13 protein-coding genes are annotated in these 15,230 nt (G+C 54.8%); 4 read left to right on the plus strand and 9 right to left on the minus strand.

Annotation, left to right across the window (positions count from 1 at the left end; genetic code table 11):
• Positions 1-694 precede the first annotated feature (694 nt).
• Both QZ197_RS10085 and QZ197_RS10090 read left to right on the plus strand, forming a co-directional pair.
• On the plus strand, positions 695-4,342 hold the full coding sequence (locus QZ197_RS10085) for a vitamin B12-dependent ribonucleotide reductase (RefSeq protein WP_296431790.1): 3,648 nt from the start codon (positions 695-697) through the stop codon (positions 4,340-4,342).
• A 369-nt stretch (positions 4,343-4,711) separates the two neighbouring features.
• Positions 4,712-6,634, plus strand: coding sequence for a cation:proton antiporter (locus tag QZ197_RS10090; RefSeq protein ID WP_296431791.1), 1,923 nt, complete (start codon positions 4,712-4,714; stop codon positions 6,632-6,634).
• Here the strand turns inward: QZ197_RS10090 and QZ197_RS10095 are convergent.
• The 8 genes from QZ197_RS10095 to QZ197_RS10130 form a co-directional block, all read right to left on the minus strand.
• Positions 6,631-7,059 carry a cupin domain-containing protein gene (locus QZ197_RS10095; RefSeq protein ID WP_296431792.1) on the minus strand — a complete coding sequence of 143 codons (429 nt, stop codon included), beginning with the start codon at positions 7,057-7,059 and terminating at the stop codon, positions 6,631-6,633. The genes QZ197_RS10090 and QZ197_RS10095 overlap by 4 nt on opposite strands.
• Positions 7,047-7,637, minus strand: coding sequence for a GNAT family N-acetyltransferase (locus QZ197_RS10100; RefSeq protein WP_296431793.1), 591 nt, complete (start codon positions 7,635-7,637; stop codon positions 7,047-7,049). The genes QZ197_RS10095 and QZ197_RS10100 overlap by 13 nt, the downstream gene beginning before the upstream one ends.
• Complete coding sequence (gene eno, locus QZ197_RS10105) at positions 7,634-8,911, minus strand: phosphopyruvate hydratase (protein WP_296431794.1); 1,278 nt, start codon at positions 8,909-8,911, stop codon at positions 7,634-7,636. The genes QZ197_RS10100 and eno overlap by 4 nt, the downstream gene beginning before the upstream one ends.
• Positions 8,912-8,951: 40 nt before the next feature.
• The gene (locus QZ197_RS10110) at positions 8,952-9,833 is read right to left on the minus strand and encodes a DMT family transporter (RefSeq protein WP_363157890.1); all 882 of its coding nucleotides are present in this window, start codon (positions 9,831-9,833) and stop codon (positions 8,952-8,954) included.
• An 11-nt stretch (positions 9,834-9,844) separates the two neighbouring features.
• Complete coding sequence (locus QZ197_RS10115) at positions 9,845-10,264, minus strand: Fur family transcriptional regulator (protein ID WP_296431796.1); 420 nt, start codon at positions 10,262-10,264, stop codon at positions 9,845-9,847.
• A 68-nt stretch (positions 10,265-10,332) separates the two neighbouring features.
• Entirely contained in the window at positions 10,333-11,292 is a 960-nt protein-coding gene (locus tag QZ197_RS10120) for a CorA family divalent cation transporter (RefSeq protein WP_296431797.1), read from the minus strand.
• The gene (locus tag QZ197_RS10125; RefSeq protein WP_296431798.1) at positions 11,289-12,533 is read right to left on the minus strand and encodes a sodium:proton antiporter; all 1,245 of its coding nucleotides are present in this window, start codon (positions 12,531-12,533) and stop codon (positions 11,289-11,291) included. Before QZ197_RS10125 ends, QZ197_RS10120 begins: the two co-directional genes overlap by 4 nt.
• A gap of 52 nt (positions 12,534-12,585) precedes the next feature.
• On the minus strand, positions 12,586-13,419 hold the full coding sequence (locus QZ197_RS10130) for a GNAT family N-acetyltransferase (RefSeq protein ID WP_296431799.1): 834 nt from the start codon (positions 13,417-13,419) through the stop codon (positions 12,586-12,588).
• A gap of 46 nt (positions 13,420-13,465) precedes the next feature.
• Here QZ197_RS10130 and QZ197_RS10135 point away from each other — a divergent pair, with 46 nt between their 5' ends.
• Positions 13,466-13,609, plus strand: a complete 144-nt coding sequence (locus QZ197_RS10135) for a hypothetical protein (RefSeq protein WP_296431800.1) — start codon at positions 13,466-13,468, stop codon at positions 13,607-13,609.
• On the opposite strand, the gene tyrS is transcribed toward QZ197_RS10135, so the two are convergent.
• Positions 13,606-14,856, minus strand: a complete 1,251-nt coding sequence (gene tyrS, locus QZ197_RS10140; protein WP_296431803.1) for a tyrosine--tRNA ligase — start codon at positions 14,854-14,856, stop codon at positions 13,606-13,608. The two genes, QZ197_RS10135 and tyrS, sit on opposite strands and share 4 nt — an antisense overlap.
• 62 nt (positions 14,857-14,918) lie before the next feature.
• Here tyrS and QZ197_RS10145 point away from each other — a divergent pair.
• A partial coding sequence (locus tag QZ197_RS10145) for an anhydro-N-acetylmuramic acid kinase (RefSeq protein WP_296431804.1) occupies positions 14,919-15,230 on the plus strand: 312 nt, incomplete at its 3' end.

Below are 15,230 nucleotides of genomic sequence, written 5' to 3' on the forward strand. Positions count from 1 at the left end.
CAGAGGGTCGGGAGTTCGAATCTCTCCGCCCCGACCACTTAAAAGAATTGATCGATATGATTGGCAGCCTTTGGGGCTGCCTTTTGTGTTCTTGGCAGCCAGTTCTGACGGACTTGGACGCTGGCTTTGCTCGTCACGGCTCGTCTGTGTTGATTCTTGATTTGCACATATTTCGTCCCGGGTGCGCCCGCGCGGCATGCCGGTGATCCGTGTATAAAAAACACAATCTGCGTTGTGTTCATAAAGATTAAGAATCGGTCAACGATTTCATGGTCTGTTCAGAGTTTAGCTGAAGCTTTTCGTCTAAGTCTGCCGACTAAAAGGGTTTCTGCAAATCGACCTGTGGGCTCAAATTGTGGACAAACCTGTGCATGAATCGCCCACACGTCGAGCGCCCATTTTGTGCCAATCCAGTCAACCAATATAATCCGTATTTAGTGTTAAAAATTCGTTGACCCACTAGGGGTGGTTGCGTCAAGCTGTGCGGACTGACGCGGTGAATACTAGATGTTGTGTTGGTAATAGGAACGGCGCAGCAGGCAGGTAAGTGAATATACCGACAAACAGACCACTTGATTATTAATCAAGTCGGGCCGGTTTTTGTCTCAGATTGCACCGTTGCTTTTCACAGCACCGCTCACGCGGACAAATGACAGTTAGCCGCAACGACGGCACAAAATGATGGGGCAGACCAATGAAAATTGAACGCAATTTTACAACCAGCGAAACAGGTGCTTATGGCGCGCTTGAATTCAAGACCACCAAGTCTGAGATTCGCAACCCTGACGGCACAATCGTCTTCAAACTTGATGACTGCGAGATCCCTGCAAGCTGGAGCCAGGTCGCATCCGATGTCATCGCACAAAAATACTTCCGCAAAGCTGGCGTCCCTTCCGAGGTAAAGCGCGTCAAAGAAAAGGGCGTACCAGAGTTTCTGTGGCCATCTGTTCCAACGAAAGACGCGACATTCAGCGGCGAAACTTCTGCAAAGCAGGTATTCGACCGTTTGGCTGGCGCTTGGACGTATTGGGGCTGGAAAGGTGGCTATTTCACCACCGAAGCAGACGCCCGCGCCTATTTCGATGAGATGCGCTACATGCTTGCAACACAGCGCGCGGCACCAAACAGCCCGCAGTGGTTTAACACTGGCTTGCACTGGGCGTACGGCATTGATGGACCTGCACAGGGCCACTACTATGTAGATTACCAAAGCGGTGAGCTGACAAAATCAACATCCAGCTACGAGCACCCGCAGCCACACGCCTGCTTTATTCAGTCCGTTGCTGACGATCTGGTCAACGAAGGCGGGATCATGGATCTTTGGGTCCGCGAAGCACGCCTTTTCAAGTATGGCTCTGGCACAGGTACCAACTTTTCATCCCTACGTGGCGCTGGCGAAGCACTGTCCGGTGGCGGCAAGTCGTCCGGCCTGATGGGTTTCCTAAAAATCGGTGACCGTGCGGCTGGTGCGATCAAATCCGGCGGCACAACACGTCGTGCGGCCAAGATGGTTATCATCGACAGCGACCACCCCGATATCGAAGAATTCATCAACTGGAAGGTCATCGAAGAGCAAAAAGTGGCATCCATTGTTGCTGGTTCCAAGATGCACGCCCGCTATCTGAATGCGATCTTCGCGGCGATCAAGTCGTGGGATGGCGCGGAAATCGCAGCTTACGATCCAAAGACCAACGATACTTTGGCCTCTGCTGTCAAAGACGCCAAGCGGTCTGCAATCCCTGAGACATACATCAAGCGCGTGCTTGATTATGCAAAGCAGGGCTATTCTAGCATCGAATTCCCGACCTACGACACAGATTGGGATTCGGAAGCTTACTCAAGCGTCTCTGGCCAGAACTCCAACAACTCCATCCGTGTCACGGATGCATTCCTGAAGGCCGTCGAAGATGACGCCGACTGGAAACTAATCAACCGCCGTAACGGTGAAGTCGCCAAGATCATCAAAGCGCGCGATCTATGGGAACAGGTTGGTCACGCTGCATGGGCCTGCGCCGATCCGGGCATACAATACCACGACACCGTCAACGCATGGCACACATGCCCTGAAGATGGCGCGATCCGCGGTTCAAACCCTTGTTCTGAATACATGTTCCTTGATGACACGGCCTGTAACCTCGCGTCGATGAACCTGCTGACCTTCTATACAGACGGCGCGTTCCAGTCCGAAGATTACATGCACGCCACACGCCTGTGGACTGTCACACTCGAAATTTCAGTTATGATGGCACAGTTCCCATCCAAGGAAATCGCGCAGCGGTCATACGACTTCCGCACGCTGGGTTTGGGCTATGCCAACATCGGCGGTTTGCTGATGAACATGGGCTTTGGCTATGACAGCGCAGAGGGCCGCGCGATGGGTGCTGCCCTGACTGCGATCATGACTGGCGTATCTTATGCGACGTCTGCCGAAATGGCGGGCGAGCTGGGGGCATTCCCAGGCTACAAGAAAAACAGCAAGCACATGTTGCGCGTCATCAAGAACCACCGTCAAGCGGCCTTGGGCAAATCAGACGGTTACGACAATCTGGATGTTAAGCCCGTACCTTTGGATCACGCCAACTGCCCTGACCAAAGCCTGATTGCTTTGGCAACGGGCGCTTGGGACGAAGCGCTCGCGCTTGGTAAAAAGCACGGCTACCGCAACGCGCAAGTGTCCGTTATCGCGCCAACCGGCACCATCGGTCTGGTCATGGATTGCGACACCACTGGGATCGAGCCTGACTTTGCGCTGGTGAAATTCAAGAAACTCGCCGGTGGCGGGTACTTCAAGATCATCAACCAGTCTGTGCCAGCGGCCCTTGAAAAGCTGGGCTATGGCTCTGCGCAAATCGAGGAGATCATCGCCTATGCGGTCGGTCACGGATCAATCGGGCAGGCGCCAGCGATCAACCACACATCATTGATTGGGCACGGCTTTGGTCAGGCCGAATTGGACAAGATCGAAGGCGCATTGGCGTCCGCATTCGACATCCGTTTCGTGTTCAACCAGTGGACGCTGGGCGAAGAGTTCTGCACAAAAACGCTGGGTATTCCTGCCGCAAAGTTGAACGATCCGACGTTTGATTTGCTACGTCACTTGGGCTTCTCCAAGCAAGATATTGACGCGGCCAACGATCACGTTTGCGGAACAATGACACTAGAGCAAGCGCCGTACCTGAAAGACGAACACCTGACCGTGTTTGACTGCGCCAACCCATGTGGCAAAAAAGGTAAGCGTTATCTGAGCGTTGACAGCCACATTTACATGATGGCCGCAGCACAATCGTTTATCTCGGGTGCGATTTCCAAGACGATCAACATGCCAAACGACGCGACAATCGAGGACTGCCAGAAAGCCTATGAGCTGTCTTGGTCTTTGGGCGTCAAAGCGAACGCACTGTACCGTGACGGATCGAAACTGTCCCAGCCACTCGCTGCCGCCTTGGTCGAAGACGACGAAGATGCTCAAGAGGTTCTGGAAAGTGGCAACCACCACGCCAAAGCTGCTGTCTTGGCCGAAAAGATCGTCGAAAAGATCATCATTACCGAAGTGCGCAATCGCGAACGTGAAAAGATGCCACAGCGCCGCAAGGGCTATACCCAAAAGGCCATCGTTGGCGGGCATAAGGTCTACCTGCGCACCGGCGAATACGAAGGCGGCGCCTTGGGCGAAATCTTTATCGATATGCACAAAGAAGGTGCTGGCTTCCGTGCCATGATGAACAACTTCGCAATCGCGGTGTCAGTTGGTCTGCAATACGGTGTACCGCTTGAGGAATTCGTGGACGCGTTCACATTCACCAAGTTCGAGCCCGCAGGCATGGTTCAGGGCAACGATAGCATCAAGAATGCAACGTCGATCCTTGACTACATCTTCCGCGAATTGGCTGTCAGCTACCTTGACCGGACCGATCTGGCCCACGTCAAACCAGAAGGCGCGTCCTTTGACGACATCGGCCGTGGCGAGGAAGAGGGCGTATCGAACGTGAAGGCCCCAACCGAAAACACTGCATCACGGTCATTGGAGGTCCTTAAGCAGATTTCGTCCACCGGTTACCTGCGCAAACGCATGCCACAGGACTTTGTTGGCTTGCAAAGCGGGATGAGTGCAGCAGCACTCGCCACGAGCGCAGACGCGGCAGCAGCGCTGCAAACGCTGGTTCCAGAAGTTAGTGAAAGCATCGTTGCCACAGGTGCAGCCATCACGATTACGGCGCGCGACAAGGCTAAAATGCAAGGCTACGAGGGTGATCCGTGCGGCGAATGCGGCAACTATACATTGGTGCGCAACGGGACATGCATGAAGTGTAATACGTGTGGTGGGACATCTGGGTGTAGCTAAGAAAACCATGAATACGGCAGGTTAGACCATCGGTCTTTCCAAGCGGTTGAATGGCGAAAATTAAGAAGATCCGGGGCGGGTGCGCTCGCCCCTGGTGCGGATCAAGCCGCAGGCAATAAAATCCGAGCGGTATAATGAGTGAGCTTGATCAGCGAAACTATGGGGGAACTTCGGTTCCCCCTTTTTTATGTTTGCTTGGGGTGATGGGCAGACTCCGTGAGTTGCTGCGCAATTCACTCTGTCTGCGGTCGCCGATTGCTGCGCATTCGGCGGTGATCAGCGAAACTATGGGAGGCCTTAGGGCCTCCCTTTTTTATTGCGACCCGCTGCCCCGCGGCGCATGGTTTGATCAGCCAAAGGGAATTTTAAATGACCGACTTTCTGCTCCTTGCCTTTATCTTTCTGATTGCCGGCGTCATCGCCGTCCCCATTGCTGCGCGGCTGGGGCTAGGCTCTGTGCTTGGCTACTTGATTGCGGGCATTGCCATCAGTCCGGTGTTGGCGTTGCTTGATGTGGACGTCATATCAATCCAGCATTTTGCCGAATTTGGCGTTGTGATGATGCTATTTTTGGTCGGGCTAGAGCTTGAACCAAAACGCCTGTGGGCGATGCGCGGCAAACTTTTGGGGCTTGGTGGTGGACAGGTCGGATTGACCGCTGCGGCTGTGATGGGCATCGGGATGCTGTTCGGTCTTGGCTGGACAATCGCACTTGCGGTTGGCTTAATTGCTGCATTAAGTTCGACTGCTATCGTTCTGCAAACGCTTAATGAAAAAGGCTTAATGAAAAGCGGCGGTGGTCAATCCAGTTTTTCAGTCTTGCTTGCTCAAGACATCGCGGTGATCCCGATGCTGGCCTTGATGCCGTTGCTCGCGATGCCTGAATTGATGGATATGGCTGGTGATGTAGCGCACGCAGCCGCAGATGATCATGGCGAAAGCGGCGACCATAGCAGCCCCATGAGCCTTGTTGCTGGGCTTGCAGGGTGGCAAATCGCGGTCGTCAACATCGTCGCCATTGCCGCGGTCGTGGGCGCAGGCAGTTTTCTGACCCGTTCCATTTTTCGCTTTATCGCAGGCGCAAATTTGCGGGAACTGTTCACGGCAACGGCGCTGATGATGGTGATCGGCATTGCTTTGTTAATGTCGCTGGTCGGTTTGTCGCCTGCCTTGGGGACGTTCCTTGCGGGTGTTGTTCTGGCAAACAGCGAATACCGGCACGAGCTAGAATCAGACATTGATCCTTTCAAAGGATTGCTGTTAGGACTGTTCTTTATGACGGTTGGGGCGGCCATTAACTTTGCGCTGCTTGCGGAAAACCTATTGTTAATCCTTGGCCTCACGGCCTTGTTGATAGCCGTCAAAGCAGGCATTCTTGCCGTGCTTGCTGTGGTTTTCAAGCTGCGCGGCGCAGATCGCTGGTTGCTGGCACTCAGTCTTGCGCAAGCTGGTGAGTTTGGTTTTGTTTTACTGTCATTCTCTGTCACAAACATGATCTTGCCGCAGATGTTGGCCGATCAATTGCTGCTGGTGGTGGCTATTTCCATGATGCTGACCCCGCTGTTGTTTATCTTTTATGACCGTGTGATCGTACCGCGCTATACCGTTATCGAAGGCGAAGAGGCCGATGATATTGAAGAGCAAGGTCAGGTTATCATCGCTGGTGGTGGCCGCATTGGCGGCATGGTGCGCCGGATACTGAGTGCCGGTGGCTATAACCTGACTGTCATCGACTATAATGCGCAACACCTTGAAAACATGCGCCGTTTCGGTGCGCGGATTTACTACGGTGACGCGACACGACCTGACATGCTGCAAGCTGCGGGCTTGCAACACGCAAAGGTTTTTGTTGCGGCAATCGACGATAAAGACAAGCTGACGGAACTGGTGCGGTATGTGCACGCGACGGCCCCGCATGTGCACATCATTGCCCGCGCAATTGATCGGCACCACGTCTATGAGCTTTGGGCGGCGGGGTGCCGCGACATTGTCCGTGAAACCTATGACAGTTCTTTGCGGATGGGGCGTTCTGCGCTCGAGGCGCTTGATGTGCCAAAGGACCGCGCAGTGATGATGGTGGACGCATTTAACCGTGCTGACCGCGCGTCGATGATTTCGTTGGCCGGGGCCTATGATCCCAACATCCCCGTGATGGAGAACGAGGCCTATATCGCCCGCGTCCAAGAAGTACTTGGGCCGCGCGAGGCCGCGATGAATGCCCAGATGATGTATATTTTGGAAACTGGCGAGATGCCTGAGGAAGACGAGCTTGACCTAGGTCCAACGGGTTAGCGCGGAATATCAACCTCTGGAGCGGCCAGCACGAAGCCGTCAAATTGAAAGCCCGGAGAAACGGTACAGCCGACCAGTGTCCAGTCACCTGTCGTTGCGGCCTTTTGCCAATGTCCTGTCGGCACAATGGCTTGGGGCAATTCACCTGCGCCTAAATCGGGGCCAAGACGGGTATCAACGGCAGGACCATCCAAGGATGGGGCCAGCGACAAAGTCAGCGGTGCCCCCGCATAATAGTGCCAGATTTCAACAGCATCGACCGCATGCCAATGGCTGGCTTGTCCGGCTTTGAGCAGGAAATAGATGCATGTACCCGTCGCACGGCCTTTGTTTTCCGCCACCCATGTCTGACGGTAGTATCCGCCCTCTGGGTGGGGGCTCAGGTCCAGTTGCGCGATAATTTGATCAGCGGTTAAGTCAGGCATGGAATCTGGGGGGCTGCAGTGTTGGGATGTAGCCCTTGAAGGCGTGGATCGGGGAAGACTTCGATTTCAAATTTATAGGGCACAAACCCGGCCTTTTGGTAAAACGCCAAAGCACGCGGATCGTCCCAATTGCAGGTGTGGACAAAGAAACGCGTTACATCGCGCGCAAAGGCTTTTTGCTGTGCCAATGCCATCATCGGCCCGCCCAAGCCTTGGCCTGTGACGTCTTTTACCATTCCAAAGTATGCCAATTCGCAGGAATTGCCGTCTTGGAAATCAAGCTCGGCTATCGCGATTGCATTGCCATTCTGCCGCACGACCCAGACTTCGGTGGTGTCACGGTTGAGGATTTCTGCAAGGGTCGCATCGTCCATTTCAAGCCGCGACGACCAAAGCCAAGGCGCACCCACCGCACGAAACAATGCGCGGTAGGTGTCGGTGTCTGGATGTTCTTGCGCGACCGTCATGCCATCTGGAAAAGGCTTGGCCGCTTGCATCGCAGGGGCTGCCATTTCCAGATAAGTCACCACAGCAGGCACGTGCCCTTGTGGAACTGCATGCATGCCCGCGTTGATCATGCCTTTAGAATGCTCCGGCCCGCATAAACAGCTGTTTCACCCAGCATTTCTTCGATGCGGATCAACTGGTTGTACTTTGCCAAACGGTCAGATCGCGACAATGATCCGGTTTTGATCTGGCCACAGTTTGTTGCAACAGCAAGGTCGGCAATCGTCGCGTCCTCGGTTTCGCCAGAACGGTGCGACATAACATTGGTGAACCGCGCGCGGTGTGCTATATCAACGGCCTGAAGTGTTTCTGTCAGCGTGCCGATCTGGTTGACTTTGACCAGCATGGAGTTGGCAGAGCCTTTGGCGATACCATCCGCAAGACGGCTAGGGTTTGTTACAAACAAATCGTCGCCAACCAGCTGGATTTTGTCGCCGATCAGATCGGTTAGCATTTTCCAACCGTCCCAGTCATCTTCGGACATGCCGTCTTCGATGCTGATGATCGGGTAATCTTCGGCCAGTTTGGCAAGGTAGGCTGCATTTTCGGCTGATGTCAGGGACACGCCTTCGCCAACCATCTCGTATTTGCCGTTCTTGTAGTATTCGGTCGCGGCACAATCGAGCGCAAGATAGATGTCTTTGCCCGGCTCATAGCCTGCTTTTTTGATTGATGTCATGATGAAATCAAGCGCCACACGGGTGCTAGCAAGGTTCGGCGCAAAGCCACCTTCATCGCCGATACCTGTATTGTGACCTGCAGCGCTGAGTTCTTTTTTCAGCGTATGGAAAACTTCGGCACCCATGCGAATGGCTTCGCGGATGTTTTCTGCGGCGACAGGCATGATCATAAATTCTTGGATATCGATTGGGTTATCAGCATGTTCGCCGCCGTTGATGATGTTCATCATCGGGACGGGCAGGGTGCGCGCGCTTGTGCCACCGATATAGCGAAACAATGGCTGGGCTGTGTACTCTGCAGCGGCTTTGGCCACGGCCAGTGACACGCCAAGGATCGCGTTTGCGCCAAGGCGCGCTTTGTTCGGTGTGCCGTCCAATTCGATCATCGCCATGTCGATTGCGACTTGTTCTGTCGCCTCAAACCCCAAAAGCGCTTCGGCAATTTCGCCGTTTACGGCGGCTACAGCTTCGAGCACGCCTTTGCCCATGTAGCGGGATTTGTCGCCGTCACGCTTTTCAACGGCCTCATGTGCGCCTGTGGATGCACCTGATGGCACAGCCGCGCGGCCCATTGTGCCGTCTTCAAGGATCACGTCGACCTCGACGGTGGGGTTGCCGCGACTGTCGAGGATTTCGCGGGCGTGAATATCGATAATGGTGCTCATTTTGTGCTCCTAGGGCGGAATGTTAGCGGTATCAGCGCCTCTATAGCGCGAGATTTTCGTTTAGGGAAGCGCGGCGCAACTGCGTTTCGCGCCATAAGGTATAGATACCCGATGCGATGATGATTGCAGCACCGATCAGGGTGGCGGCGTCGGGGACTTCAGAAAAGACAAAATACCCGATGATCAGTGCAAAGATCATCCGGCTATACCGGAAAGAAGAAATAATGCCTGCATTGCCGCCGCGTGTAGCCGCGACAATCGCCAGATAAGCGACCATCCCGACAATGATAGCACCCAGCAAGATCAGCGATTCCCTTGCGTCAGGTATCACCGGCGTCTGCCCGCGCAAGACCGTCAGCAAGATGCCAGCGGGCACGATCAGCGCAAAGGTATGCGTGGCCAGCTGTGCGCCGGACAATTGCACGGTCAACCCGCGTGTGAACAAATCACGTGCCGCTAACCCTAACATGCCACCCACAGCCAAGAGCGTGGCAGGTGTAAACCCTTCCATGCCCGGCCTGATAATGATCATCACCCCGACAAAGCCCACAAGGATCGCCAGCCAGCGCCGCCAGCCAACCGATTGACCAAGGAAAATTGCAGCGCCCATCGCCACGACCAAAGGCGTCGCTTGGATTACGGCAGAGGCAGTAGTGAGCGGGATCAACATCAACGAGGTCACGAACATGATAGAGCCGGACACATCACACAAGCTGCGTAGCAGCACTTTGGTGTCGAGATAGGCAGGCTGCCAAAGGCGGTCACCCTTTAAAACCGTCCATGCCATAAAGGCGATTAGCCCGCCCAAGCAGATGATCGACAGGATTTGCCCGACAGGGATTGCATCTGCCAACAGCTTGATCAGTGCGTCCTCGACTGCAAAACAGAGCATCGAAAAGACCATGAAGGCCGCGCCGCGCATATTGTCCAAGTTTAGTCTTCCTTGTCCGTCAGCGGGACGGCGTACAGCTCTAACCGGTGACCCATCAGGCGATAACCCAGCTTTTGCGCGATACGTTCTTGCAAGGCTTCGATCTCTGGATCGACAAATTCAATGACTTCGCCGGAATGCACGTCGATCAGGTGATCATGGTGTTCGCGGTCTGCCGCCTCATAGCGGGCACGGCCATCACCGAATTCGTGCTTTTCAAGGATGCCCGTTTCCTCGAACAGTTTGACTGTCCGGTACACCGTCGCCAGTGAAATACGCGGGTCCACTGCGGACGCGCGGTTATACAATTCTTCTACATCGGGGTGGTCAACGGCGTCTTGTAGAACACCCGCAATGGTGCGGCGTTGTTCTGTCATGCGCAGTCCGTTTGCTTCGCAGCGGTCTAGAATTGTCTTTGTCATGGGCCGCCTCGCGTCAGTCTCGTCTTGTGATAGCGGCCCTTTGGGCAGGTTTCCAGAGGGCACAGGACCTAGAACCATTTGATCCATCGCAAGATCAGATATCCCACGCCGCCAACTGTCGCCATGGCAAGGCAAAGGATCAAAAAGCCAAGCTCGCTATCGACGCCCGGCATGCCGCCGACATTCACGCCAAAAAGACCTGTCAAAAACCCAAGAGGCAGGAATATAGCCGCAATGACCGACAAGACATAGCTGTTGCGGGCTAGTCTTGTGTCGTTGTTCAAGTCGATATGCTGTCCGAGCGCAATCAAGCGGTCCGATACTTCGTGGACTTCTTCGACGGACCGTGTGGCGCGGTTTGCAGTATCGCGTAACCTATGCCGCAGCTTTTTGGAGATCAGGACGGTTTCGATCGTCGCCAAAGATTTGAGCGCATCCGACATCGGCCCGATGTGCCGCCGCAGTTTGATCACGCTGCGGCGCAAGGGGGCAAGGGTTGTGACGTCCCCGCTATCGTTGTCATAAATCGCCTCTTCCAGCTGATCAGTGCGCAGTTCTAGATCAAGCGAGACTTGTTCAATGCGCGCAACAAGGTTTTCGGTCACACGGGCAACCAGACGGGCAGGGGTTGGTGGCACGTCGGTCGTCAGCATCTGCTTTGCAAGGTCCTCCATCGCAAAGACCCGATCTTTGCGCACAGTGACGACAAGCTTATCCGTCATCCAAAGCCTGAGTGACACCATATCCTCAAGGGCTGCCCCTTCGTTGAAGTTGACGCCTCTGAAGGTGGCAAGCAGCCCGTCATCATTGATTTCAACATGAGGGCGGGTCTTTGTTGCCAGCAACGCGCGACCAGCCAAGGGCGGTAGCATCGCTGCACACCATTCGGTCAAGCCCTGCGTGGCAAGATCAAAATGTAGCCAGCGATAGGCACACCGTGTTTGATCAAATGCGGCAGAGGTGTCCGACACGATCACCGCAGTTCCATCATGCAAAACATCAAATGCGCTTAGCGGTTCGGGGTTCATTTCGCAGTTTCCTTTGTGACGCGTTCCGCGAGACCTGCGACTGTCAGCCCCTGCACGATGATCGAGAAAATAACGACCATATAGGTCGCAGTCAGGATGACGGGCTTCCATTCTCCCTCTGGCAAGGACAGGGCGAGGGCCACAGAAATACCGCCCTTCAATCCGCCCCACGTCATCACAGGGATCACGCCTGTTGAGAACTCGCGGAACGGGCGCAGGATCAAGATTGGCACGGCGACGGCAGCAAGGCGCGCGAATAGGGCCAACGCTATCGCGGCTACTCCTGCGGTGAGATATTCAAAGTTGAAAGCGATTGCAAAGACTTCGACGCCGATTAAAAGGAACAAAACCGCGTTCAAAATTTCATCGATCAACTTCCAGAATGCATCGACATAAAGCCGCGTTTCTTCGGAAATACCGTATTTTGTACCAACGTCGCCGATGAGTAGGCCCGCACAAACGGCCATAATCGGAGCAGAAACATGCAGGTAAACCGCCAGTTCGTAGCCGCCAAAGGCAAGGCCCAGCGTGATCAAAACCTCAAGCGAGTAGTCATCAATGCGGCGCATGACGCGAAATGTCAGCCAGCCTAAAACGATGCCCAAAACGGCACCGCCCACTGCCTCTTGAAAGAACAGTTGTGCGGCACCCGCCAGCCCACTGCCGTGGGCATCCCCATGCGGGAAAGCCAGTCCGATCAGGACCAAGAACACAACATAGCCCACACCATCGTTGAAAAGGCTTTCACCTGCGATCTTCGTCTCAAGCGATTTCTTCAGGTTCGCTTGGCGCAGCACGCCCAGAACGGCGACCGGATCAGTTGGTGAAATCAGCGCGCCAAACACCAAGGCCACAAGCAGCGGCATGCCCGTCAGCCATGAAAACCCAAACCCGACTATCGTGGTCGACAGCGCGATGCCAATGGTGGCCATCATGGCAACAACGACCCATTCGCGCCGCAAGTCCGACAGTTTTACATGCAGAGCACCTGCGAACAACAACAGCCCCAACATACCTTCGAGCAAAGCATCCGAAAATTCGATCTCCAGGACGGCCCCGCGCACCACATCCGCTACACCCAATGCCGGAACAGCTATATCCAGCAACATCACGACAAACGACGCCAGCAAAGACACAACAAGGATGCCGATGGCTGAAGGTAGTTTCAGGAATAGATAGTTAATCGCGCCAAACGCTCCGGCTAAAACGATCAAAAGGGATGTGATTTGCAACAGGGTCATTGGCCGGCCTTTGATATTGTATCGCAGGCTTAGCACCCGATGCAGCACTGTACTAGCGCGGCTGCCGTCCAAACCGAAGCCAGCTGCCGCCCAGACGGCGGATATGTGCGCCGCTTGCGATCTTGAAGCGCGCAAGCCCGGGAGCATTCTCGGTATCAACCACGCCCAGATCGATGCGGTGATACCCCTGTTCCGCAAATTCTGTAGCGGCTTCCATCAACAAGCGGTGATGCAGCCCCCACTGGCGCGCATTTGGGCTGATCCAGCCGAGATGATATGTGATGACGGGCAAGTGATGAACAAATAGCATCGCAGCGGCGGGTTGATCCGCGTGATAGGCCACGTGCACGGTCACAGCATCGCGGTGCTGGTCGGCGAGTGCATCAATCAAGGTATGCGGGAGGCCGCGAAACCGCTTTTGTTTTTGTTGTGCGCGGTCTGCATCGAAGAGCCACTGATGCCGGTGCCGATCAAAGCGTTCATTGTTCACGGTAACTGGGGCGTTTTGTGCGCGCCGCCATTGGTTGCGCCATTTGCCATGTGCCGCAGCAAGTCGGACAGTAACACTTTGGCGCAAATCAAGCTCTGCAACGGTTGCCGCTGTTGCAAGCTTGCGAAAGCCCGCTTGGACCATGGCGGCGTGATCTTCTGTTTCAGCATTAATCAGCCGCAATTCCGTTTGCGTCAGCGCTGCCGCTTTTGCGCAATCACTGCCGGGCGATTCCCACACAGGTCCACGCGAAGCAAGCAATTGGCCGAAAAGACGCACAGCAACAACCGGATGGGCATCCGCCATTTCAATGCGGCGCACATCGCGCCCCAAGCGCCGCAGTGCCGCCGCAAAACGGGGGTGTTGTTGAAGCGGCAAGGCGGGGGGCATATTCATGCGCCCCGTTAAGCCATCTGAAACCTAATTCATGATTAATGCGGGGATGAAACTTAGAACCCAGACCAAGGTTGCGGGTGTTTACGCGCCCGCAACCCGCCCCACTGCATTAGGGGCGGCGCTTGCCGCCGCCATCATCATGTTTCCAATCACCGTGACGATCTTGTTTGTAGATCTGCTTTTGCTCTAGCCCAGTTGTACCAAAGCATGGCGTTTTTTGCCTGCACTTAGCTTAATAGGCTGGGCAAGCGCTGCCGCGTCAATGACTAAACCCGCTTCGGTCAGTGCTTCATCATTCAGCTTGGCGCCATTTTCGGCAATCAGGCGCTTTGCCTCTTTGCCGGTTTTGGCAAGGCCGGATTTCACGATCAACTGCACGATAGAAATACCATCGCCGATGTCTTCTGCTGTGAGCGTCAGTGTAGGCAAATCATCGCCAACGCCGCCTTTCTCAAAGACTTCACGCGCCGTCGCTTCAGCTGTTTTTGCGGCCTCTGCGCCGTGCAACAGTGTCGTCACTTCATTGGCGAGAATGATCTTGGCCGCGTTGATGTCAGACCCTTCAAGCGCGCCAAGGCGGTCACATTCTTCAACTGGCAATTCGGTGTAGAGTTTTAGAAATTTGCCAGTGTCGGCGTCAGTCGTGTTGCGCCAGAACTGCCAGAACTCATAAGGGCTACACATATCGGGGTTCAGCCAAACAGCACCGGACAGGGATTTGCCCATCTTCTTGCCGTCGCTTGTCGTCAACAAAGGCGAGGTCAGACCATAGATCTCATGGTCCAAAACGCGGCGCGTCAGGTCAATACCGTTGACGATATTGCCCCATTGATCAGAGCCGCCCATTTGCAGCAAACAGCCGTAACGGCGGTTCAACTCTAGAAAGTCATAGGCCTGCAAAATCATGTAGTTGAATTCAAGAAACGATAGCGATTGCTCACGGTCGAGGCGTGATTTCACGCTCTCAAACGACAACATCCGGTTGATCGAAAAATGCCGCCCGATGTCGCGCAGGAAATCGAGGTAGTTCAGCCCGTCCAGCCATTCGGCGTTATTGATCATCATCGCACCGGTGGGCGCGTCATCGTAATCAAGGTATGCAGAAAACACCTGTTTGATCCCTGCGATATTGTCGTCGATCTGCTCTGGTCCAAGCAAGGGGCGTTCATCCGCACGGAACGATGGGTCACCCACCTTTGTCGTGCCGCCGCCCATTAGGGTGATCGGCTTATGTCCCGTCTTTTGCAGCCAGCGCAGCATCATAATCTGGATCAGTGATCCGACGTGCAGCGACTTGGCCGTGGCATCAAAACCGATATAGGCAGGAACAACGCCTTTGCTGAACGCCTCGTCAAGGCCTTGATAGTCGGTGCAATCCGCCAAAAAGCCGCGTGTGATCATCACGTTCATAAAGTCGGATTTCGGATGGTAAGTCATTGGTTGTTCCCGTCACTGTCTCGGGGCACTCTATAATCACGCGCAGGGCGAAGGGAAAGCGGATGTTGCAGGCGAACAGAGTTATGGCACTTGGCACGATGTCTGGCACGTCGCTGGACGGGGTCGACGCGGCTGTGATTGATACCGACGGCGTGCGGGTGTTCGGGTTCGGGACTACCGATTACCGTGCTTACTCTGCGGATGAACAGGCGGTTCTTGCCGCACATCTTGGGCGCTGGCCAGAAGATGGCGTGGCTGACGCTGTGCAGATTGTCGAAGATGCGCATCTGGCTGTGATGAAAGGCTTTGAAGGCGTGGTTATTGCGGGTTTCCACGGTCAGACCCTTGCCCATGATCCTGCAGGACACCGCACG

The sequence above is a fragment of the Yoonia sp. genome (assembly GCF_017854415.1).
In the GTDB taxonomy this organism is placed as follows: Bacteria; Pseudomonadota; Alphaproteobacteria; order Rhodobacterales; family Rhodobacteraceae; genus Yoonia.

Coding starts and splice junctions, on each gene's coding strand:
- QZ197_RS10110 (WP_363157890.1), bottom strand. CDS start 9,833: ATGCGCGGCGCGGCCTTCATGGTCTTTTCGATGCTCTGTTTTGCAGTC.
- QZ197_RS10090 (WP_296431791.1), top strand. CDS start 4,712: ATGACCGACTTTCTGCTCCTTGCCTTTATCTTTCTGATTGCCGGCGTC.
- QZ197_RS10120 (WP_296431797.1), bottom strand. CDS start 11,292: ATGAACCCCGAACCGCTAAGCGCATTTGATGTTTTGCATGATGGAACT.
- QZ197_RS10130 (WP_296431799.1), bottom strand. CDS start 13,419: ATGAATATGCCCCCCGCCTTGCCGCTTCAACAACACCCCCGTTTTGCG.
- QZ197_RS10085 (WP_296431790.1), top strand. CDS start 695: ATGAAAATTGAACGCAATTTTACAACCAGCGAAACAGGTGCTTATGGC.
- QZ197_RS10135 (WP_296431800.1), top strand. CDS start 13,466: ATGAAACTTAGAACCCAGACCAAGGTTGCGGGTGTTTACGCGCCCGCA.
- QZ197_RS10125 (WP_296431798.1), bottom strand. CDS start 12,533: ATGACCCTGTTGCAAATCACATCCCTTTTGATCGTTTTAGCCGGAGCG.
- eno (WP_296431794.1), bottom strand. CDS start 8,911: ATGAGCACCATTATCGATATTCACGCCCGCGAAATCCTCGACAGTCGC.
- QZ197_RS10100 (WP_296431793.1), bottom strand. CDS start 7,637: ATGATCAACGCGGGCATGCATGCAGTTCCACAAGGGCACGTGCCTGCT.
- QZ197_RS10095 (WP_296431792.1), bottom strand. CDS start 7,059: ATGCCTGACTTAACCGCTGATCAAATTATCGCGCAACTGGACCTGAGC.
- QZ197_RS10115 (WP_296431796.1), bottom strand. CDS start 10,264: ATGACAAAGACAATTCTAGACCGCTGCGAAGCAAACGGACTGCGCATG.
- tyrS (WP_296431803.1), bottom strand. CDS start 14,856: ATGACTTACCATCCGAAATCCGACTTTATGAACGTGATGATCACACGC.